At 62.7% G+C, this 21205-nt stretch carries 16 protein-coding genes; 15 read left to right on the top strand and 1 reads right to left on the bottom strand.

Features of this window, described 5'->3' with window-relative positions; all coding sequences use genetic code 11:
* Positions 1 to 60: 60 nt before the first annotated feature.
* Genes J2857_RS20540 through J2857_RS20515 form a run of 6 tightly spaced genes read left to right on the top strand, consistent with a single transcriptional unit; the run spans position 61 to position 7239 of the window.
* A complete protein-coding gene (locus J2857_RS20540) occupies positions 61 to 1047 on the top strand; it encodes an ABC transporter permease (protein ID WP_210011957.1) in 987 nt (328 codons plus the stop codon).
* A gap of 9 nt (positions 1048 to 1056) precedes the next feature.
* The gene (locus J2857_RS20535; RefSeq protein ID WP_210011956.1) at positions 1057 to 2178 is read left to right on the top strand and encodes an ABC transporter permease; all 1122 of its coding nucleotides are present in this window, start codon (positions 1057 to 1059) and stop codon (positions 2176 to 2178) included.
* A 7-nt stretch (positions 2179 to 2185) separates the two neighbouring features.
* Positions 2186 to 3946 carry an ABC transporter ATP-binding protein gene (locus tag J2857_RS20530; protein ID WP_210011955.1) on the top strand — a complete coding sequence of 587 codons (1761 nt, stop codon included), beginning with the start codon at positions 2186 to 2188 and terminating at the stop codon, positions 3944 to 3946.
* On the top strand, positions 3943 to 5175 hold the full coding sequence (locus J2857_RS20525; RefSeq protein WP_210011954.1) for a mandelate racemase/muconate lactonizing enzyme family protein: 1233 nt from the start codon (positions 3943 to 3945) through the stop codon (positions 5173 to 5175). The genes J2857_RS20530 and J2857_RS20525 overlap by 4 nt, the downstream gene beginning before the upstream one ends.
* Positions 5176 to 5186: 11 nt before the next feature.
* Positions 5187 to 6374, top strand: coding sequence for a galactarate dehydratase (locus J2857_RS20520; protein ID WP_037086004.1), 1188 nt, complete (start codon positions 5187 to 5189; stop codon positions 6372 to 6374).
* Positions 6361 to 7239 carry an aldose 1-epimerase gene (locus J2857_RS20515; RefSeq protein WP_210011953.1) on the top strand — a complete coding sequence of 293 codons (879 nt, stop codon included), beginning with the start codon at positions 6361 to 6363 and terminating at the stop codon, positions 7237 to 7239. Before J2857_RS20520 ends, J2857_RS20515 begins: the two co-directional genes overlap by 14 nt.
* Positions 7240 to 7306: 67 nt before the next feature.
* Here J2857_RS20515 and J2857_RS20510 read toward each other — a convergent pair whose 3' ends face one another.
* Positions 7307 to 8182, bottom strand: a complete 876-nt coding sequence (locus J2857_RS20510; RefSeq protein WP_210011952.1) for a GntR family transcriptional regulator — start codon at positions 8180 to 8182, stop codon at positions 7307 to 7309.
* Positions 8183 to 8286: 104 nt separating this feature from the next.
* Here J2857_RS20510 and J2857_RS20505 point away from each other — a divergent pair, with 104 nt between their 5' ends.
* Genes J2857_RS20505 through acnA form a run of 9 tightly spaced genes read left to right on the top strand, consistent with a single transcriptional unit; the run spans position 8287 to position 21193 of the window.
* On the top strand, positions 8287 to 9447 hold the full coding sequence (locus J2857_RS20505) for a C45 family autoproteolytic acyltransferase/hydolase (RefSeq protein ID WP_210011951.1): 1161 nt from the start codon (positions 8287 to 8289) through the stop codon (positions 9445 to 9447).
* A gap of 37 nt (positions 9448 to 9484) precedes the next feature.
* Positions 9485 to 11056 (top strand): ABC transporter substrate-binding protein, encoded by a 1572-nt coding sequence (locus tag J2857_RS20500; protein ID WP_210011950.1) that lies wholly within the window; start codon positions 9485 to 9487, stop codon positions 11054 to 11056.
* 3 nt (positions 11057 to 11059) lie between these two features.
* A complete protein-coding gene (locus J2857_RS20495) occupies positions 11060 to 12013 on the top strand; it encodes an ABC transporter permease (RefSeq protein WP_210011949.1) in 954 nt (317 codons plus the stop codon).
* Positions 12010 to 12825 (top strand): ABC transporter permease, encoded by an 816-nt coding sequence (locus J2857_RS20490; RefSeq protein WP_210011948.1) that lies wholly within the window; start codon positions 12010 to 12012, stop codon positions 12823 to 12825. Before J2857_RS20495 ends, J2857_RS20490 begins: the two co-directional genes overlap by 4 nt.
* On the top strand, positions 12825 to 14432 hold the full coding sequence (locus tag J2857_RS20485; protein ID WP_210011947.1) for a dipeptide ABC transporter ATP-binding protein: 1608 nt from the start codon (positions 12825 to 12827) through the stop codon (positions 14430 to 14432). Before J2857_RS20490 ends, J2857_RS20485 begins: the two co-directional genes overlap by 1 nt.
* A gap of 50 nt (positions 14433 to 14482) precedes the next feature.
* Positions 14483 to 15688, top strand: coding sequence for an ornithine--oxo-acid transaminase (rocD, locus tag J2857_RS20480; protein ID WP_210011946.1), 1206 nt, complete (start codon positions 14483 to 14485; stop codon positions 15686 to 15688).
* An 18-nt stretch (positions 15689 to 15706) separates the two neighbouring features.
* Positions 15707 to 17146 carry a M20 family metallopeptidase gene (locus tag J2857_RS20475; RefSeq protein WP_210011945.1) on the top strand — a complete coding sequence of 480 codons (1440 nt, stop codon included), beginning with the start codon at positions 15707 to 15709 and terminating at the stop codon, positions 17144 to 17146.
* A 42-nt stretch (positions 17147 to 17188) separates the two neighbouring features.
* Positions 17189 to 18523, top strand: coding sequence for an aspartate aminotransferase family protein (locus tag J2857_RS20470; protein WP_432420169.1), 1335 nt, complete (start codon positions 17189 to 17191; stop codon positions 18521 to 18523).
* Between the two features lie 30 nt (positions 18524 to 18553).
* The gene (gene acnA / locus J2857_RS20465; protein ID WP_210012439.1) at positions 18554 to 21193 is read left to right on the top strand and encodes an aconitate hydratase AcnA; all 2640 of its coding nucleotides are present in this window, start codon (positions 18554 to 18556) and stop codon (positions 21191 to 21193) included.
* Positions 21194 to 21205 lie beyond the last annotated feature (12 nt).

Below are 21205 nucleotides of genomic sequence, written 5' to 3'. Positions count from 1 at the left end.
CGAACGACGGTCGAAGGCTTTCGTATCGGCACGCCGTGCAATCCGAATTGCGAGCTTTGCATGCTGAAATTTATCATCAAACGTCTGCTATGGATGATCCCGTCGCTGTTTGCGGTGAGCTTTCTAGCCTTCGTGCTGATCCAGCTTCCGCCAGGCGACTTCGTGACCACCTATATCGCGACGCTCGCCTCGTCCAACGAAGTGGTCGATCAGAACACCGCGGCCGCACTACGCGAGCGGTTCGGCCTCGATCAGTCCATGCTGGTGCAATATCTGAAATGGATCTGGGGAATTCTCTCCCGCGGCGATTTCGGAATCTCCTTTGAATGGCAGCAACCGGTCTCCGGCCTTATCTGGGAGCGCATGGCGCTGACCCTGGTCCTCGCGCTCGCCAGCCTGATCGCCACCTGGGCGATCGCGCTGCCGATCGGTGTCTATTCCGCGGTGAAGAAATATTCGATCGGTGACTATGCATTCACGGCCTTCACGTTCTTCGGCCTGTCGATCCCGTCTTTCCTGTTGGCGCTGGTGCTGATGTATATCGCCGCCGTCGAGTTCGGCGCGGATGTGGGCGGCCTTTTCTCGCCTGAATTCGAGACGGCCCCCTGGAGCATTGCCAAGATGCTCGACCTTCTGTCGCGTCTGTGGCTGCCGGTAGCGATTCTCGCGGTGTCTTCCACTGCGAGCCTGATCCGCGTCATGCGCGCCAACATGCTGGACGAGCTGCCCAAACCCTACGTCACGACTGCTCGTGCCAAGGGGCTCTCGGAGTTCCGGCTGCTGATCAAATACCCGCTGCGCATCGCGCTCAACCCGTTCATCTCGACGATCGCCTGGCTTCTGCCCAACCTGATCTCCGGCTCGGTCGTCGTGGCGATCGTGCTCAACCTGCCGACAGCGGCGCCCCTGCTTCTCCAGGCGCTGATGGCGCAGGACATGTATCTCGCAGGCGCCTTCGTGCTCCTGATCTGCGCTCTCACGCTGATCGGCTCGCTGATCAGCGACATCCTGCTTGCGCTGGTCGATCCGCGCATCCGGCTCGAATAGGAGGCCCGAATGGTCGATGCAACCATCCTCAACGATCGCCCCGATCGCGTCGCCGTCGCGGCGCAATGGCAGCTGATCTGGTGGGCCTTCAAACGGCACAAGCTCGCCATGGCCGCACTTTTCGTCACCGTCGCGATGTACATTGTGGCGATATTCCCCGGCTTCTTTGCGATCAACGACCCGATCCTGCAGAACGCCCGTTCAACCTTCCATCCGCCGCAGAGCATTCATTTCCTCGATACGGCAAACGGGTTCAGTTTTGGCCCGCATTATTACGGGATGAAGTTGACGCGGGACCCGAACACGCTAGCCGCGATCTTCGTCGAGGATACCAATACGAAGATCCCGATCCAGTTCTTCGGGCGTGGCTACACCTATTCGGTACTTGGCCTGTTCGAGACCAACATCCACCTCATCGCCACGACGGACAACACCAAGCCGCTCTATCTCTTCGGCGCCGACCGTCTCGGACGCGACGTCTACAGCCGCACGGTGCAGGGTGCGCAGATCTCCCTGTCGATCGGCCTGGTCGGCGTTTTCCTGTCGCTGCTGCTCGGCATCGTGCTTGGCGGCATTTCCGGATATTACGGCGGCCGGATCGACTTCGTAATGCAGCGTGTCATCGACTTCGTGCTGTCGTTGCCGACCATTCCGATCTGGCTGGCGCTCGCCGCAGCCCTGCCGCAGGGGTGGCCGGCAGCGCTGCAATACATGATGATCACCATCATCCTGTCGTTCACTGGCTGGGCGCAACTTGCCCGCGTCGTGCGCGGCCGCTTCCTGTCGCTGCGAACCGAGGAATTCGTCGCCGCTGCTCGTCTCGACGGCGTCTCGGAAGGCCGGATCATCTTCCGCCATATGCTGCCGAGCTTCTCGAGCCATATCATCGCCTCGATGACTTTGGCCGTGCCGGCGATGATCCTGGCGGAAACATCGCTCTCTTTCCTCGGCCTCGGCCTGCAGCCGCCGACAGTCTCCTGGGGCGTTCTTCTGCGCGAGGCGCAGAACATCCGCTCCATCGCCACCGCGCCATGGCTGTTCATGCCGGGGCTCGCGGTCGTTATCGCCGTCATGGCGCTCAACCTTTTCGGCGACGGTCTGCGTGATGCGGCCGACCCGTACAACAAGTGAGGCGCGGATGACCGATATCCTGTCCATCACGCCCCGTCCTTCGATGGCAGCGGGCAAGACGCTGCTCGACGTGAAGAACCTGGTGACGGAGTTTCCGCTTCGCACCGGCATCTTCAAGGCGGTCAACGACATCTCGTTTTCGATCGAGCCCGGCAAGACCCTGTGCGTGGTCGGCGAAAGCGGTTCCGGCAAATCCGTCACCGCCCGCTCGATCTTGCAGATCATCGACTCGCCCGGCCGCATCGCCTCCGGTTCGATCATCCTCAACCGCCAGGACGGCACTTCGGTCGACCTGGCCAGGCTTGATCCGCGCAGCAAGGCGATCCGCGCGGTCCGCGGCCGCGACATCGCGATGATCTTCCAGGAGCCGATGTCATCGCTTTCGCCGGTGCACACCGTCGGCGACCAGATTACCGAAGTGCTGCGGCTGCATTTGAACATGAGCAAGGCGCAGGCCCGCAAGGAGGCTGCCGAACTGCTCCGGCAGGTGGAAATCCCCAATCCTGAACAGGCGCTCGACCGCTACGCCTTCCAGTATTCCGGCGGTATGCGCCAACGTGCCATGATTGCCATGGCGCTTGCGTGCAAACCTCAGCTACTGATCGCCGACGAACCGACCACCGCGCTCGACGTGACGACCCAGGCGGAAATCCTAGACTTGATCAAGCGCTTGCAGCAGACGACCGGAATGGCTGTTCTGTTCATCACCCACGACATGGGCGTGGTGGCACAGATTGCCGACGACGTGCTGGTCATGCATCACGGCGTCATCAAGGAATACGGGCCGGTCGACCAGATTTTCCATACGCCGAAGGATCCCTATACGAAGATGCTTATCGGCTCCGTGCTGAAGCTGGAGCAGAAGGCGGAGATCCGCCTCGCACGGCCGCCGCTCGACACGACCGCCGAACCGATCCTCGACATCCGCAACCTCTCCATGCATTTCGGGGAGATGAAGGCGCTGAACGACGTCTCGATCGCGCTCCTGCCCGGCGAGACGCTCGGTATCGTGGGCGAAAGCGGTTCCGGCAAAACGACCCTGGGCCGCTCGATCATGCGGCTCTACGATCCGGCATCCGGCGAGATGCACTACCGCCGCGCCGATGGCAGGGTGGTCGATCTCGCCAGGCTTGAGGGGCGCGAACTGAAGGCCGCGCGTCGCGAGCTGCGCATGGTCTTCCAGGACCCGTTCGGCTCGCTCAACCCACGCATGACGGTCGCGCAGGTGATCGGCGAGCCGCTGCTGGTCAACGGCCTGTCGAAGGGCAAGGAACTCGACGAACGGGTCTGCCATCTCATGGATCAGGTCGGCCTCGATCCGGCAGGGCGGGAACGCTACCCGCACGCCTTTTCCGGCGGCCAGCGCCAGCGCATCGGCATCGCGCGCGCGATCACGCTCAATCCGCGCATCATCGTGGCGGACGAGGCGACCTCGGCGCTCGACGTCTCGGTGCGCTTCCAGGTGCTGGATCTCCTGATGCGGCTGCAGGACGAACTCAAGCTCGCCTACATCTTCATCAGTCACGACATCGGCGTCATTCGCTACATGTGCGACCGGGTCGGCGTCATGTATCGTGGCCGGCTTGTCGAAGTCGGCGAAGCGGACAAGGTCTGCAACAACCCCGATCACCCCTACACGCAGGCATTGATTTCGGCCATTCCCCGGCCGGATCCCCGCGACCGCGACCGCTCGAAGCGGTTCCGGTACATCGAACCCAGCCCCCACATCGATCCCAGCAACGTCAAGAATAGAAGTTCTGCGCGATGAAGATCACGGGAATCCGCACCTTTCTCATGCATGTGGGCCAGCCGCACCGTTCGAAATGGGCGTCCGACGACGCACCTGCTTCTTCCGGTCAGGGATCGTCGGAACGAGGTTATTTCGGCGGCACCCGCAACTGGCTGTTCCTGAAGATCGATACCGACGAGGGGATTACCGGCATCGGCGAATGCTCCGGCTGGCCGCGCGTCATCGAGACGGCGATCAAGGACCTCGCGCCGCTCCTGATCGGCGAGGACCCGACCCATATCGAAAAGCTGTGGCAGAAGATGATGATCGCCATGATGGGCCACGGCATGCTCGGCACGGTCGGCGGCGGTGCCATGACCGGCATCGACATGGCACTGTGGGACATCAAGGGCAAGGCGCTCGGCGTGCCAGTCTGGAACCTGCTCGGCGGCAAGGTTCGCGACCATATTCCGATCTATTCGCATGCCAATACCGTGGAACAGGCGCTTGCCGTGAAGAGCCGCGGCATCAAGGCGATCAAATGCGGTGGCGTTTCCGATCCAGTCCGAAAGGTCGCCGCGTTGCGCGAAGCGGTCGGCGACGAGATGGATATCGCCATCGATCTTCACGGTGCACCATGGATGACGCCCGCCGATGCCTGCCGGCTGGTGCGCAAGCTTGAGCCTTATGAGCTGATGTGGGTGGAAGACCCGATCGCGCCGGAGAACGTAGACGGCTACCGCCGCATCCGCGATGCAGCGCATGTGCCGCTTGCCGCCGGCGAACGGAGCGCCACGATTTTCGGTGAGCGCGAGCTGATTGAGAAGGAACTGGTCGACATCATCCAGCCGGATACCGGACGTGCCGGCGGAATTACCCAGATGAAGAAGATTGCCGCCATGGCGGAGGCGCATCACATCCAGTTCGCGCCGCATTCCGGCTCGCTCGGGCCGGTCGCCGAATACGCCGCTCTGCATTTGATGGCCGCGATCCCGAATGCGTTGACCCTGGAACGCCTCGACGACGACTGGGAGGGACGCAAGAGCGTGATCGTGCCGCATCCGGTCCAGGAAAACGGCTTGATCGTGGTGCCGGACGCGCCGGGACTGGGCTGCGATATCGACGAGGAATTCGTCGCCCGCTACCCGAGCCAGGGCAATCTTTCCGTACAGGTTCAGCCGGATAGCGGCGCCTATGCGCCGGGCACCTGGGGCGAACATCTCTATGTGCAGACGCGTGTGTCGCGTCGGCAGTATTTCGGCAAGTAAGGACACAGAAGATGAAGATCGACCGCATGCGGGTTTTCATGACCCGCGACAAGGACCGCCCGCGTGTCATCGTCGCGCTCGATACCGACGACGGCCTGACCGGCTGGGGCGAATGCTACAATCACGGGCCGGACAAGGCGCTGCCGCCGCTGCTGGACTATCTTTACGGCTTCGTTGCCGGGCAGGACCCGACGCGGGTGGACTACCTCGTCAATCTGATGATCCAGCAGAGCCGGTTTCCTCCCGGCGCCATGGGACTTGCGGCGATCGCCGGCCTCGACCATTGCCTCTGGGACCTGGCCGCGAAAGCTGCGGGCTTGCCCGTCTACAAGCTGCTCGGCGGCGAGGTGCGCGACAAGATCAAGGTTTATGCAGGCGTCTACACCGCGCCGGACGCACCGGCGGCGCGCGACGAATTCGACCGGCTGAACGAAGGCTGGGGGTTCACCGCGTTCAAGCTCAGCCCCTGGCGGATCGATATGCATACCAACCGCTGGGGCAATGTGGTGAAGGCGTCGGCCGACTATTTCCGCCAGCTCCGCGAGACGGTCCGCGACGACTACGAGATTGCCTTCGACGCGCATGCCAAGATCTACGAACCTGCCGCCGCTCGGCAGCTCGGCAACGCACTCGCACCTTACGACCCGCTGTTCTACGAAGAACCGCTGCGGCCGGAAAACATCGAGGCATGGGGCGAACTCAAGCAGGGGCTCGAATGCACGCTGGCGACGGGGGAAAGCCTCTACAGTCGCTACGAGTTCCTGCGGCTGCTGCAGGTGAAGGGTGCGGATCTGATCCAGCCGGACATCTGCGTCGTCGGCGGGCTTTCGGAAATGCGCCGCATCGCGACGCTTGCCGAGGCCTTTTATGTCGGCGTGGCCCCGCACAACCCGATGGGACCTCTGGCAACGGCGGTCAACGTGCATTTCTCGGCCGCCCAGCAGAACTTCAAGATCCTCGAATACCGCCTGCCGACGGGCCAGGCCTATGTCTATGGCGGGACCGAAGTCGAGACGCGGGAAGCGTCGGCGCGTTATGTCGCCGACCCTTATCTGCCGAAGGACGGCTATCTCGAGCTTCGCCCGGATCGTCCCGGCTGGGGTGTAGAGATGGACGAAAAGGCGATGCAGGAGGACGGCTACGTCCATTGGCAGCGTCGCGTGCCGAAGCGGCCGGACGGGTCTTATGCCTTCGCCTGAAATGACGGGTAAGGATTGGCCAGGCATTCGAAGCGGGCCGCTTGAGGCCCGTTTCCTGCCCGAAAACGGCGGCCGGATGACCCATCTCGTCCATGACCGGCTGGGCGATATCCTCGCGCCCACCGCCGGTCCGGAATTCGAGCCGCTGAACTGGCCAAAGGCCGGCGCCTATCCGCTGTTTCCCTATCACAACAAACTCCTCGGCGCGGCTTTCATGCATGACGGCAGGCGTCATGAAGTGCTGCCGCACCCGGCGCTTCGGACCGATGCCCAGCATGGCCCTGCCCATCGCCGCGCCTGGCAGGTGGCCTCGCTCGGCACCGATCGGATTGAACTGGAGCTCGACTACCGCGCCGATCCGGACTGGCCCTTCGACTTCCGCGCTGTACAGCGCTTGGTGCTCGGTGACGACCGGCTCGATATCGAGCTTGCAATGATCAATACAGGACGGGCCTCCATGCCGGGTGGATTTGGCTGGCATCCGTATTTTGCTGCAAATCTCGGCAGGCCGGCATCCTGCGATGCCGGCAAGATTTGGCCGCCGGGTGACGCGGGTGTTCCAGACGGAACCCGATCTGAAGCTCGGAGTACGAAAACACTGCCGAACGAAGCCCATACCCTTTTTCTTTCGGGCTGGCAGCGCGCCACGGTTATCACCAACGGAGGCGTCGAGGCCTCTTTGACCGCTGGGCCGGAACTGAAACACCTCGTGGCTCATCGCACCGCGGACTATGTCTGCCTCGAACCCGTATCACACGTTGCCGGCGCCTTCGGCTTTCCTTCTGGCAGTGATTCAGGTCTTTTCGTGCTGCGAGCGGGGGAACAGCGCTCGGCAAGCTTTACCTTTTCTTTCAGGGCCCTTTGAAAAAGCGGTGCAATGACGCCACCGTAGCGGCCTAAGAGCTTCTATAAAGGTTTTTATCTTACAAAATTCAATTTCTCGCCTTTGAAGTTCCGCGGGCGCCGGTCAGATGCTTGCGCATGAGAGCCGCCGCGACTTCGTTGTCGCCCGCCTCGAGTCGCTCGAGTATTTCCAGATGCTCCCGGCAGGTAACGGCCACGCGATCCGAGCCATGCTGCCAGTTGTAGTTCGACAGACGGCGAAGCTGGTTCTGGCGGTTCATGGCCTCCTCGATATAGCGGTTTCCAGACGCTGCGCTGATGCCGAGGTGGAATTCCGCGTTCATTTCGAACAGGGTGACGCTGGACGCGTCGGTCCAGGCCGCACTCAGCATTGCCTCGTGCCGTGATCGCATCGACTTGATCCAATCAGCGGAAAGCGAAAAATCCGGCGACAGGATGGCTGCGCATTCGATAAGCAGCCGAAAATCGTAGCTTTCTTCTCGAGCTCGCACGTCGCGAACCGGGTCGAAAAACTGCCACCCATACCCTTTTCGGCGCTGAATCACGCCGAGGCCTTCCAGCTTGATCAGGGCCTGACGGACCGGCGTCCGCTCCTGCCCCGTCAACCGCATCAGTTCCAGTTCCGCGAACTGCTCCGGCAATTCGCCCTCCCGCCGCAGCTTGGCGATCGCGACGAGAAGCTCTTCATCGGCGGGCGGCGCCTCCAGTGTCTCTACCCGGGGAGGAATTGCCGAAAGCGTCATCCCCCTGTTCTGCTCGTGCTGCACGAAGCCCTGCGATTCCAGCAATTCGAGCGCCATTCGAACCGGCGTGCGGGACACGCGCAGCCGGTCCGCCAACTGGTTCTGGCGCAGCCTTGCCCCCGGCTGAAGATTGTCCTCATGGATGACGTCGATGATGCGACGCATCAGGTCCTGCTGAAGAGGCGTGGACGCGTCCGACATTTCCGCTTGCCTTTCCCAATTTTTTGGTTTTTGTTATATGAAATACTTTTTAGGCGAAGGCAACCGTTCTGCCTGCCGCCATACAGCATCTGGAACACGTCATCATGACCTTGCCTCTTCCCTGCCCGCTGATCGAGATTTCTGGTACGCCATTCGAGCGCGGCCAACAATATGGCGAACAGGCCGCAGAGCGTATCCTCAAGGGCATCGGGCACTACAAGGACCAGCTCCATTCCTCCGGCCTGAAAGACAGCGACCTGGCGGCGATGATCGAGCGTTTCGCCAGCGCGATCGAGGATTACGGTCCTCAGTATATCGAGGAGATGCGCGGCATCGCCAGTGCCGTGAACACCGATCTGGCTGCAATCCTGCTGCTCAATGCACGCACCGAAATCCTCAAGCTGGCGCGTCGCCGGGAAAAGGGCCAGGCAGACTTCATCCAGTCGGATGGCTGCACCGGCGTTTTCGTCATGCCCTCCGCCACGCGTGACAACGTCTTCATCCACGCCCAGAATTGGGACTGGAAGGCTGAATGCGCCGAAACGGCGATCGTGCTCAAGATCAGGCGCAGCGACGGGCCCGATATCATCACCTTCACCGAAGCCGGCGGCCTTGCGCGTACGGGCTTCAACTCCGCCGGCATCTCGATCAGCGGCAACTACCTCGAAACCGACCGGGACTACCGGGAACTCGGCGTGCCGCTCGCCATCATCCGCCGCAAGGTTCTGGAACAGGACCATCTGGCGATGTCGATGCAGGCGGTTTACGGAACCCGCAAGTCGGCGTCGAACAACATGATGATCGGCCACGCCCATGGCGTCGCAATCGATTTTGAATGTGCGCCCGACGAAACGTTTCTGGTTCACCCGGAAAACGGAGTGCTGGTGCATGCCAACCATTTCCAGAGCCAAGTTGCGCTGTCAAAGCTGCTCGACAGGGGCGTCGTCAACATGCCGGACTCGCTCTACCGTGACCTGCGCGTCCGCCAGCTGATCGAACCACATGTCGGCAAGGTCACGGTGGACACCGTCAAGACCGCACTTTCCGATACGTTCGAAAGTCCCTGGTCGGTCTGCCGCCCGCCGCGCAAATCGCTGTCCAACAATCAGTCCGCAACAGTCGCCATGATTGTCATGGTGCCAGGCGAAGGCCGCATGGAGGTCGCATTGCTGCCGGCGCTTGGGGCGCACTTCTGGAATTACAGCCTCGACATGAGGATCAGGCCCGTCGAAGAGCCCCGCAAGGCTCAAACGAACGCGGCCTAACCAAAAATCAATAAGGGAACAAATACGGGAGCCTCCAATGAAAATGCAAAGTCTGTTGAAGACGACGGCGGCGGTCGCGCTGCTGGCCACGACTGTCGCGGGCACGGCCATGGGGCAGGACAAGACGATGCGGGTGCGCATCAATGCGGACATCCGCTCGACCGATCCCGGCGTCAACCGCGATGCCAATAGCGACGCCATCGTCCTGCACATGGTCGAAGGCCTCGTCGGGTACAAGGACGACGCCTCGATCGCGCCGCTGTTGGCAAAGTCGGTCGACGTTTCCCCCGATGGCAAGACCTATACGTTCAAGCTGCGGGACGGGCTGAAGTTCAGCAATGGCGAGCCGCTGACCTCCGCCGATGTCCTGGCTTCCTGGCAGCGCTACGTTGATCCCAAGACCGCCTGGCGGTGCCTGAAGGACGTGACTGGGTCCGGCGTTGCCAATGTCACCAACGTGGCGGCGCCGGATGCCGCAACCGTCGTCTTCACGCTGGAGAAGCCGACCGCCCTCTTCCTCGCCACCATTGCGCGCACCGACTGCGGCGGCACGGGCATCTACCACAGAAGCTCGTTCGATGCCCAAGGCAAGTGGGTGAAGCCTGTCGGCACCGGTCCCTTCATGCTGCAGGAATGGCGCAGCGGCCAGTATGTGCAGCTCGCCGCCAATCCCAACTACGTCTCGCCCGGCGGTGAGCGGACCGGCTATGTCGGTGACAAGACGCCGACGATCGCGGGCGTACGCTTCATGGTCATTCCGGACGATGCTGCGGCCAAGGCAGCGCTCTATTCCGGAGACATCGACGTGCTGAGCGACGTCAACAACGCCGATGTCGAGGAACTCTCCGGCAGCGACAAGCTGAAGGTGGACAAGGTCGCCAGCATGGGCCTGACCGGTCTTCTTTTTCAGACCCGCGATCCGCTGCTGAAGGACGTCCGTATCCGCAGGGCGCTGCTGCTTTCCCTCGATATCGCGCAGATCTCGGAAGCCTTGACGACCGGCCAGTCGCCGGCGAACCTCTCGGTCATCCCGGTCCCGAGCCCCTATTCCGGCAAGCTGCAGAAGGAAATCCCCGGCCGCAATCTCGACGAGGCGAAGAAGCTGCTGGCGGATGCGGGTTACAAGGGCCAGCCGATCAAATGGCTGGCGACGAAGTTTTATCCGTCGCTCTTCGATGCCGCGGTTCTCGTCCAGGCGATGGCGCAGGAAGCCGGCATCGCTATCGAGATCGAGACGCTCGACTGGGCGACGCTGCTCGACCGTTACACGGCCGGCAACTACTCCGCCATGTCGTTCACCTACTCCGCGCGCCTCGATCCCTCGCTCTCCTACGACATGGTCAGCGGCAGCAAGGACAAGAGCCCGAACAAGGTGTGGGACAATCCGGAAGGCCTGAAGCTGATCGCCGCGAGCACAACGATCGGCGACGCCAAGGAGCGGCAGGCCCTGTTCGACAAGCTGGAAGGCATGATCCGCGCCGACGTCCCGTTGATCCCGCTCTATTCCGGCACTCGCATTGGCGCCGTGCGCGCCAATGTGGAAGGATACAAGACATGGCCGGTCGGTTATCCACGCATGTGGGGCGTTTCCTTCGCACAAGGGAAATAGCTGATGCACGCCCTTTCGAAATATGTCGCGAAGCGTCTGTTATGGACGCTTCCGACGCTGCTGATCGTGGCCGTTATGGTGTTCTTCCTGGTACGGATGATCCCCGGCGACCCGGCCCAGTTGATCCTCGGCGATAACGCCAGCCCGGACGAGCTTGCCAGTCTGCGCGCCAATCTCGGTCTTGATCGGCCGGTGGCAGTGCAGTTTCTTTATTGGCTCGGCAATGTCCTGCGGGGCGATCTCGGTCACTCCATCTCCAACGGCGCGCCCGTCCTGCCCCTGATGTTCGACCGCTTCCAGGTCAGCGCCACAATCGTACTGGTCGCCGTAGCGCTCGCGACGCTGATCGCGGTTCCGGCGGGCCTCGTGGCTGCATGGCGGCAGAACGAGCATGTGGATGTCACCATCGTCGCCGCCTCGACGCTGCTGATGTCGGTTCCCAGCTTCTGGCTCGGCCTCGTCCTTCTGCTGGTCTTCGGATTGAAGCTCGGATGGCTGCCGGTCGTCGGTTATGTGCCGTTCACCGAAAAGCCCTGGACCGCCATCACCTACATCATCCTGCCGGTCGTGACGTTGATGCTGATCGAGGTCGGCGTGCTCACCCGCATGATGCGCGCCAGCGCCATCGAGATCCTGCGGCTGGAATATGTCATGCATGCCCGCGCCAAAGGTCTTTCGGAACGCAAGGTCCTGCTTCGCCACGTGCTGCCCAATGCCTTCGCTCCGACCTGGACGATGATCGGGCTGGTCCTCGGCGGGCTCCTAGGTGGCATCGCGGTCCTGGAAACCGTCTTCACCTTGCCCGGCCTCGGGCGCCTTCTCGTCGATGCGATCTTCGCTCGCGACTATCCGGTGGTACAGGGATGTCTGTTGTTCACGGCCTTGATCTACGTGATCGTCAATCTGATCGTCGATCTGTGTTATCCGCTGTTCGATCCGCGGGTCGCCGCCTCATGATCAGGCAGCCCGCAAACCTCCTCATCGGCTCGGCCCTGCTGATTTTCATCGGTGGCATGGCCCTGCTGGCTCTGTTCTGGACGCCCCACGAGCCGGCGGCGATCAAGCTCGTTGCCAAGCTGAAACCGCCATCGGCGCAATTCTGGCTCGGCACCGACGAATTCGGCCGCGATGTCGTCTCCCGCCTGATGGCCGGGGCGGTGCAGAGCATGACGGTCGCCGTCCTGACGGTTGCTTTCGCGATCACGGTCGGCACGATTACCGGCCTGATCGCAGGCTACACGCGAGGGCTGGTCGACCGGATCCTGATGGTCTTCAGCGACGCGCTCCTCGCCTTTCCCGGCACCCTGCTGGCGCTCGGCCTCATGGTGATTTCCGGCCCCAACAAATACGGCATCATCCTGGCGCTCGGGATTGCCTACTCCCCCTCCGTGCTGCGTGTTGTGCGGGCAAGCGTACTGTCGGCCAGAGAGCGGGAATATGTCGAGGCGTCGCGCGTCATCGGCAATTCCGAATTCGCCACCATGTTTCGCCATGTCCTGCCCAATTGCACCGCGCCGATCGTGGTGCTCGCTACCTCGATGTTCGGCTGGGTGGTGCTGGCGGAAAGCGGCCTGAGCTTCCTCGGCCTCGGGGTGCCTCCGCCGGCGCCGACCTGGGGCAACATGCTATCTGCGGCGCGGACCTATATCGAAAAGGCCCCGTGGCTCGGGCTCGCCCCCGGCATCTGCATCTCGATGACGCTGCTCGGCATCAATTTGCTCGGAGATGCGCTGCGGGACCATTTCGACCCGAGAATGGAGCAACGGTGATGAATCCAGAGACTTCCCGGCCATTGCTCGACGTTTGCGATCTCCGCGTCACGACCTCGAACGGGCACCCGATCCTCCATGACGTGTCGTTCGATGTCGAGGCGGGCAGCATCGCCGCGCTGGTCGGCGAAAGCGGCAGCGGCAAGACGGTCGCCGCACGCGCAGCCATGCGGCTGCTCCCCAAGGCAATCATGCCCGTCTCAGGAAAGATCCTGTTCGAAGGCAATGACGTCCTGAAGATGACAGGCGGCGAGATCCGCAAAGTTCGCGGCGCCGAGATCGGCATGGTCTTCCAGGAGCCGATGGTATCGCTCAATCCGGCGATGACGATCGGCGCACAGCTGGTCGAGGGGCTGCAGCTGCATGAGAAGCTGGGCGTCGAGGCGGCGCGCGCGCGTACGTCCGAGATGCTGGAACGGGTGAAAATCCCGAACCCCGAAGCCTGCCTCGCCGCGTTCCCGCATCAGTTCTCGGGCGGCATGCGCCAGCGCATCATGCTCGCCTCGGTCATGCTGCTTCGGCCGAAGCTGTTGATCGCCGACGAACCGACGACGGCGCTCGATACGCTGACCCAGCGCGAGGTCATGGAGGTCATGGTCGATCTGACGCGCACCTTCGGCACCTCGGTTCTGTTGATCACCCACAATCTCGGTCTCGTCGCCCAATACGCGAAGAAGGTCTTCGTTCTGGAGCGGGGCAGACTGATAGAATCAGGTCCGGTCGAGGAGGTTCTGCATCGGCCGAAGGAGCAATATACGCGCGCGCTGATCGACGCCCTGCCGAAACGTGACCACGGCCGCACGCCACCCGCCCAAGCGGAGCCGCTCATCGAGGCCCGCGGTGTCGAGGTGACCTTCTCGGGCGCCGGCAATATGTTCAGCGCGGCGGAAAAGAAGCTTGCTGTGAGGGGTGTTTCGCTTGGCGTGCGCCCCGGCGAAGTCGTCGCCGTTGTGGGCGGTTCCGGTTCCGGCAAGACCACGCTCGGACGGGCAATGCTGGGCCTGCTGCCATTGTCGGGCGGAGACATCCTGTTTCGCGGGCGCCCGATGGCATCCGCCGACCGGGCCGCTGCCCGTGATTATCGCCTGCAGTGCCAGCTCGTCTTCCAGGATCCCTATTCGTCCCTCGACCCGCGGCAGAAGATTGCGGAAATCGTCGGCGAGCCGCTCGTACATGGCCCGAAACTCAGCGGCCCGGAAAAGGCCGAGCGGGTGAGTGACATCCTCAACGAAGTCGGCCTTGCCGGACTTGGCGATCGTTATCCGCATGCCCTGTCCGGAGGGCAGAGGCAGCGCGTGGCGATCGCGCGTGCGGTCATCCGCAATCCCGCCTTCGTCGTCGCAGACGAGCCCGTCTCGGCGCTCGACATGACCATCCAGAAGCAGGTACTCGATCTCTTCCGCAAACTGCAGGAAAACCACGGCTTCGCTTGCCTTTTCATTTCGCACGATCTCGGCGCCGTCTCCCGCGTCGCCGACCGGATCGTCGTCATGCAGCAGGGCCTGGTCGTCGAGGAAGGCAGCGTCGGCCAAATCCTGGACCACCCGCAGCACCCCTATACGCAGGCTCTGCTCGAGGCGACGCCGACCCTCGGCGTCGCGGCGTAACGAGGTCAAAATTCGATGAGTAACGCTTCTCTGGGCAGGAGAAATCCACGATGTTGACGGAAGAGTTCGTCGCGATCGAAAGCCGGTTCGGCGCAAACAACTACAAGCCGCTCGACGTGGTTCTGGCGCGAGGCGCCGGCGTCTATGTCTGGGATACGGACGGAAATCGCTATCTCGACTGCCTGTCCGCCTATTCCGCCGTCAACCAGGGACATTGCCACCCCAAGATCCTGGCCGCGATGGTGGAGCAGGCAGGCAAGCTGACGCTGACCTCCCGGGCATTCCGCAACGACCAGCTCGCGCTGTTTTACGGGGAGCTCGCGGCTCTGACGAAATCGCACAGGGTGCTTCCGATGAACAGCGGCGCCGAAGCCGTCGAAACCGCCGTCAAATCCGTGCGCAAGTGGGGTTACGAGGTCAAGAACATCCCCGAGGAACAGGCGGAAATCATCGTCTGCTCCAACAATTTCCACGGCCGGACGCTCGGCATCATCAGCTTCAGCACCGACGAGATGGCACGCAAGAATTTCGGCCCCTTCCTGCCCGGTTTCCGGGTTGTGCCGTTCGGCGATGTCGAGGCATTCGAGGGGGCGATCAACGAAAACACGGTCGCCTTCCTGGTTGAGCCGATCCAGGGCGAGGCGGGCGTGCTGATCCCACCGGCGGGCTATTTCGCAAGGGTCCGCGAACTCTGCACGGCAAACAATGTCATGCTGATCCTGGACGAAATCCAGACCGGCCTCGGACGCACCGGCAAGCTGCTTGCAGAAGAACATGAGGCGATCGAGGCGGACGTGACACTGGTTGGCAAGGCATTGTCGGGCGGTTTCTATCCCGTCTCCGCCGTGCTTTCCAACAACGAGGTGCTGGGCACGCTGAAACCCGGGCAGCACGGCTCGACCTTCGGCGGCAACCCGCTCGCCTGTGCCGTCGCACGGGCGGCGCTGAAGGCACTGACCGACGAAGGCATGATCGAGAATGCCGCCGAGCAGGGCGATTACTTCCTTCGGGGGCTGAAGGACATTCGCAGCGACTTCATTCGGGACGTGCGCGGGCGCGGGCTGATGCTCGCCGTGGAACTGCATCCGCAGGCCGGCGGTGCCCGCCGTTACTGCGAGCTACTCCGCCAGTCGGGCATCCTCGCCAAGGAGACGCATGATCACACCATTCGCCTTGCACCTCCGCTGGTGATCGAGCGCGGGCAGATAGACTGGGTGCTGGAACGGCTGACGCCGGTTCTAAGAGGCCTGCACTGATCAGGAAACGAGGACGCGATGCAGAATTCCCAATCCATCTGGACAATCGTCGACGAAAAAAGCGCTGCCTTTTTTGATCTCAGCGACCGCGTCTGGGGCACGCCGGAGATCAATTACGAGGAGTTCCGTTCCTCAGCCGAACATTTGCGGCTTCTCGAGGCCGAGGGCTTCAGGATCGAGCGCAACATTGCCGGCATTCCGACCGCCGTCATGGGAGAGGCCGGCGAGGCTGGTCCGGTCATCGCCATTCTCGGGGAATATGACGCGCTCCCGGGCCTCAGCCAGGAAGCGGGCGTCGCCGAACAGCGGCCAGTCGTTGCCGACGGCCACGGCCATGGCTGCGGTCACAACCTTCTCGGAGCCGGCTCGATGCTGGCCGCCGCCGCGGTGAAGGACTATCTCGCTGCCCACGGATTGAAGGGGCGCGTCCGCTATTACGGCTGCCCGGCGGAGGAAGGCGGGTCTTCCAAAGGTTTCATGGTGCGTGCCGGCGTCTTCGACGATGTCGACATCGCCATTTCGTGGCACCCCGCGGCCTTCAGCGGCGTCAACAACCCGATCTCGCTTGCCTGCAGCGAGATGAACTTTCATTTCTCCGGCCGCGCCTCGCATGCCGCGGCGACGCCCCATCTCGGACGCAGCGCACTCGATGCGGTGGAGTTGATGAATGTCGGCGTGAACTTTCTGCGCGAACACATGCCGACGACCGCCCGTATTCATTACGCGATTACCGATGCGGGCGGTTCGGCCCCGAATGTGGTCCAGGCCAACGCCACCGTTCGTTATCTCGTGCGGGCGAGAACGCTTCCCGAGCTTCTTTCGCTCGTCGCCCGGGTAAAGCGCGTAGCCGAAGGCGCCGCCTGGATGACCGAAACGACCATGAGGCAGGAAATCATATCCGGCGATGCCAACCTGATGGGCAACGAGCCGCTGGAGGAATGCATGCATGCGCAGCTCGAGCGCCTGGGTGCCCCTGTATTCGACGAAGCCGACAAGGCGACCGCCCGGAAGTTCCAGGCAACCTTCACGCCGGAGGAGATCGCCTCGTCATACGCCCGCTTCCAGCTCAGACCGAAGAAGGACGAACCGCTCTGCGATCTCATTGTTCCGCTCTATGCAGGCGATGGATCGATGGTCGGATCGACCGATGTCGGCAGCGTGAGCTGGGTGGTGCCGACCGTTCAGATGCGCGGAGCGACCTACGCGATCGGTACGCCCGGCCATTCCTGGCAGCTCGTCGCCCAGGGCAAGTTGCCCGCCGCCCACAAGGGCATGGCGCATGCCGCAAAGGTCATGGCGGGCACCGCCATCGAACTCATCCGCAATCCGGCGCTCGTCGAAGCGGCCAAGGCGGATCTTCGGGACCGGCTCGATGGCAATCCCTTCGTCAATCCCATCCCGGACGACGTCATGCCGCCGATACCACTCTCCGTCGACGGGCTGGACGCGGCGCAGTGACTGCGCAGATCCTCAAGAAGACCGACTTCATCTGATCGAAGAATGAAAGCAATGCACATGCAGCAGCTCAACGCCAATTCGCTCGAATCCTACTGGATGCCTTTCACGGTCAACCGGGACTTCAAGAAGAAGCCGCAGATCATCACCGGCGCGTCGGGCATGTACTACCACATGAGCGACGGCCACCGCCTTCTGGACGGGATCGCCGGCCTCTGGTGCGTGAACGCAGGGCATGGGCATCCAAAAATCGTCGAGGCGATCCAGAAACAGGCCGCGCAGCTTGATTTCGCCTCCTCGTTCGGGCTCGGTCATCCTCTCGCCTTCGAATATGCCAGCCGGCTGACAGCCGTCGCGCCCGAAGGGCTGGATCACGTCTTCTTCACCAATTCCGGGTCGGAGGCCACCGATACGGCGCTCAAGCTTGCCCTCGCCTATCATCATGCGCGCGGGGAAGGACAGCGGCAGCGCATCGTCGGTCGCCAGCGCGGTTATCACGGCGTCGGTTTCGGAGGGCTTTCAGCGGCAGGAATGGGACCGCACAAGAAGCAGTTCGGCATGCTTTTGCCGGGTGCGGCCCACATGCCCCATACGCATGATCCCGCCCGCAATGCCTTCAGCCGCGGCCAGCCGGACCACGGCGCGGAGATCGCCGACGCGCTCGAACAGATGTTGCAGACCTTCGATCCATCGACGGTCGCGGCGGTGATCGTCGAGCCGATTGCCGCCTCGACGGGCGTGCTGATCCCGCCGGTTGGCTACCTCGAACGGCTGAGGAAAATCTGCACGCGCCACGGCATTCTGCTGATCTTCGACGAAGTGGTCACCGGCTTCGGCCGCCTCGGCCGGCCGTTCGCCGCCGACCGTTTCGGCGTTACTCCCGATCTCATCGCCATCGCCAAGGGCATGACAAACGGTGCGGTGCCGATGGGCGGCGTCATCAGTTCCAACAAAATCTACGAGACGTTGATGGAAATCGCCCCGCAAGGTGCCGTGGAGTTCTCGCATGGATATACCTATTCCGGTCATCCGCTGGCTTGCGCGGCGGGACTGGCGACGCTGAACGTCTATCTCGACGAAGGCGTGTTCGAGAAGGCAGCGACGATCGAGCCGGTCTGGCAGGAGCAGGCCCATTCGCTCAAGGGTCTGCCTGGCGTGGTGGATATCCGCAATCTCGGACTGCTTGCCGGCATCGAACTCGGCGAAGATGTCGCCAGCGGCAAGGTCATGGCGAAAAAGGTCTACGAATTCTGCTTCGAGCGCGGCGTGATGGTACGGCCGGTGGCGAACACCATCGTTCTTTCTCCTCCCCTCGTCATTTCGGAGACGGAAATCGATATGCTGTTTTCAGCCATCGCCGCCGGTTTGAAGACGTTGTAACGGCGACGGCGGGTGGCATTGCTGACCGGTATGCGTGCGAAAATCGAGATCGACGGCCTGAGCTATGATCTGATCGACCTGCCGGCCGAGGCAGGGGGCGATCTCGCACGCATGCCGTATATCCATAGGATATTGCTGGAGAACGTTCTAAGGACGGCCGGCGACGATGCACCACGGGCCAAGGCCGCCATCGCCGCATGGCTGAAGACGGGCCGGAGCGACGTCGAAATCCCGTTCCTGCCGAACCGCGTCCTGATGCATGACACGACGTGCGGCCCGGCGCTGGTCGATATCGCCGGCATGCGTTCCGCACTGGCGGAAGCCGGAGGCGATCCGGCGCTGCTCAATCCCGTCGTCGCGGTCGACGTTTCCACCGATCACTCGCTGGCGGTCGATGCTTTTGGGACAACCGGAGCCACAGAACACAATATGAAGCGGGAATATGAGCGCAATGCCGAGCGCTACAGCTTCATGAAATGGGCGACGAATACGCTCACCGGTTTTTGCGCTCACCCGCCGGGCACCGGCATCATGCACACGCTCAATCTCGAACGCCTGGCGACCGTCGTGTCGGCGCACCAACGGGATGGCCGGCTTTGGGCCATCCCGGACACCTTGATCGGAACCGACAGCCACACCCCGATGATCAACGGGATCGGCGTTCTGGCATGGGGTGTGGGTGGCCTTGAAGCGGAGAGCGTCCTATTCGCCATGCCGGTCACGCTGCGTGTGCCCGACGTCGTCGGCGTTCGCCTGACCGGAAAGCTGAAGGAAGGGGTTCTGGCCACCGACCTCGCGCTCGTGGTGACGCATCTGCTGCGTCAGATCGATCTCCAGGACAAGTTCGTCGAATTCTATGGGCCTGGCGTCACCAATCTGTCCGCCGGCGACCGCGCGGTCGTGGCCAATATGGCGCCCGAGTTCGGTGCCAATAGTGGCTATTTCCCGGTCGATCGCCGATCGATCGACTATCTCTTGCAAACCGGTCGCAGCAACGCGCACGCGCGGCTTGTCGAATGTTACGCGAAACGCGCCGGCATCTGGTTCGATCCCGAGGCCAATCCCCGCTACAGTTCGACGCTCGAGTTGAATCTCGGCCGCGTTGAAGCCAGCCTTGCAGGCCCCCGCCGCCCGCAGGACAGGATCGCCGTCGGCGAAACGCGCGCAGCCATCCGCAAAATAAAGGGGACCGGGGAAAATCTTGCCGTTGAAGGTAAACCAAACGACGGAGCGGTGGCGATCGCTTCGATCACCAGCTGCACGAACACCTCCGACCCGCGGCTTCTCGTGGCCGCCGGTCTTCTTGCCCGCAAGGCTCGCGCCTATGGCCTGCGGCCGCCGCATTGGGTCAAGACCTCGCTTGCTCCGGGATCGCCAACCGCCGAGCGCTACCTCGTCCGCGCCGGCCTGCTCGAGGACCTGGAAGCGGTCGGCTTCGGCATCGTCGGTTACGGCTGCACGACCTGTATCGGCAATTCCGGTCCTCTGACACAGGCCGTCGCAGACGCGATGGCTGAACGCAATATACTCGCCGTCGCTGTCTTGTCCGGGAACCGGAACTTCCCAGGGCGAGTTCATGCGCAGTTGGAAGCCGGGTTCCTCGCCTCGCCGCCGATGGTCGTAGCTTTCGCGCTCGCCGGAACCGTCGAGATCGACATCCTCCACGATCCGATCGGCGTTTGCGCCGATGGCACGCCCGTGACGCTCGCGATGCTCTGGCCCAGCGCCGCGGAAATCGACCGACTTTTCGCAAAGGCTTCGAGTGTCGGCGACTTCGCTCCGGCCTACGAGGCGGCGGAGGCGAGCCCGGCCTGGAAAGACCTTGCCGCCCCGTCGAGCATCCTGTTCCCGTGGGATGAAAACTCCACCTATATAAGGCGCCCGCCGTTTGCGAGCTTCGGCGAAGGGACCCAGCTCGGCACCTACGAGGCCCATCCGATCCTTGTTTTCGGCGACGACATGACGACCGACCATATTTCGCCGGCCGGTGCGATCCCGGCACGGTCAGAGGCCGGGCGACATCTCATCGAGCGTGGCGAAAACCCCGGCGATCTCAACGTCTTTTCCTCGCGGCGCGGAAACTGGGAGGTCATGATCCGCGGCCTGTTCACCAACAAGGCGGTGCGCAACCTTCTGGCGCCGGATATCGCGCCAGGCTTCACGATCCATGCCGGATCGGGGGAATCCCTGCCGTTGTGGGATGCGGCGCAGCGCTACAAGGCCGAAGGCAGGTCCGTCGTCATAGTCGCTGGCGCGCGATACGGAATGGGCTCGTCCCGCGACTGGGCAGCCAAGGGTGCGGCGCTCCTCGGCGTGCGGGCGGTTCTGGCCTCCAGTTTCGAGCGCATTCACCGCTGGAACCTGATCGGCATGGGCATCCTTCCTCTGCGCCTTGCGCATGATCAGGCGCCGGAGACGCTCGAACTCCGCCCCGGCGATGTCCTGACCGTCCAGGCTGAACCGGACATGATTTCTCCGCGCTGCGATGTGTCGGTATCCGTCAGGCGAACCGACGGCTCTTCCAGGACATTCAATGCGTCGGCTGCAATTGAAACAAATGCCGAGGTCGAACTGCTGCGCGCTGGCGGCATCCTTCCGCTCATCCTTAGGCGTTACCTTGCCAAGTCTGCACCCGGTGCCGGAGGATCCCCGGATGCTCTCCGGGCCTGAGCGCCCTGGAAC

It is taken from the genome of Neorhizobium galegae (assembly GCF_017877055.1).
In the GTDB taxonomy this organism is placed as follows: Bacteria; Pseudomonadota; Alphaproteobacteria; order Rhizobiales; family Rhizobiaceae; genus Neorhizobium; species Neorhizobium galegae_D.
Note: the sequence above shows the minus strand (reverse complement) of the source record. Positions and strands in the feature narration are given on the sequence as shown.

What these genes read in the sequence shown, in the direction of transcription:
- J2857_RS20470 (WP_432420169.1), top strand. Translation starts at nt 17,189, where the DNA reads ATGAAAGCAATGCACATGCAGCAGCTCAACGCCAATTCGCTCGAATCC.
- J2857_RS20510 (WP_210011952.1), bottom strand. Translation starts at nt 8,182, where the DNA reads ATGTCGGACGCGTCCACGCCTCTTCAGCAGGACCTGATGCGTCGCATC.
- J2857_RS20495 (WP_210011949.1), top strand. Translation starts at nt 11,060, where the DNA reads ATGCACGCCCTTTCGAAATATGTCGCGAAGCGTCTGTTATGGACGCTT.
- J2857_RS20500 (WP_210011950.1), top strand. Translation starts at nt 9,485, where the DNA reads ATGAAAATGCAAAGTCTGTTGAAGACGACGGCGGCGGTCGCGCTGCTG.
- J2857_RS20540 (WP_210011957.1), top strand. Translation starts at nt 61, where the DNA reads ATGCTGAAATTTATCATCAAACGTCTGCTATGGATGATCCCGTCGCTG.
- J2857_RS20485 (WP_210011947.1), top strand. Translation starts at nt 12,825, where the DNA reads ATGAATCCAGAGACTTCCCGGCCATTGCTCGACGTTTGCGATCTCCGC.
- J2857_RS20505 (WP_210011951.1), top strand. Translation starts at nt 8,287, where the DNA reads ATGACCTTGCCTCTTCCCTGCCCGCTGATCGAGATTTCTGGTACGCCA.
- J2857_RS20515 (WP_210011953.1), top strand. Translation starts at nt 6,361, where the DNA reads ATGCCTTCGCCTGAAATGACGGGTAAGGATTGGCCAGGCATTCGAAGC.
- J2857_RS20535 (WP_210011956.1), top strand. Translation starts at nt 1,057, where the DNA reads ATGGTCGATGCAACCATCCTCAACGATCGCCCCGATCGCGTCGCCGTC.
- J2857_RS20475 (WP_210011945.1), top strand. Translation starts at nt 15,707, where the DNA reads ATGCAGAATTCCCAATCCATCTGGACAATCGTCGACGAAAAAAGCGCT.
- acnA (WP_210012439.1), top strand. Translation starts at nt 18,554, where the DNA reads ATGCGTGCGAAAATCGAGATCGACGGCCTGAGCTATGATCTGATCGAC.
- J2857_RS20490 (WP_210011948.1), top strand. Translation starts at nt 12,010, where the DNA reads ATGATCAGGCAGCCCGCAAACCTCCTCATCGGCTCGGCCCTGCTGATT.
- rocD (WP_210011946.1), top strand. Translation starts at nt 14,483, where the DNA reads ATGTTGACGGAAGAGTTCGTCGCGATCGAAAGCCGGTTCGGCGCAAAC.
- J2857_RS20525 (WP_210011954.1), top strand. Translation starts at nt 3,943, where the DNA reads ATGAAGATCACGGGAATCCGCACCTTTCTCATGCATGTGGGCCAGCCG.
- J2857_RS20520 (WP_037086004.1), top strand. Translation starts at nt 5,187, where the DNA reads ATGAAGATCGACCGCATGCGGGTTTTCATGACCCGCGACAAGGACCGC.
- J2857_RS20530 (WP_210011955.1), top strand. Translation starts at nt 2,186, where the DNA reads ATGACCGATATCCTGTCCATCACGCCCCGTCCTTCGATGGCAGCGGGC.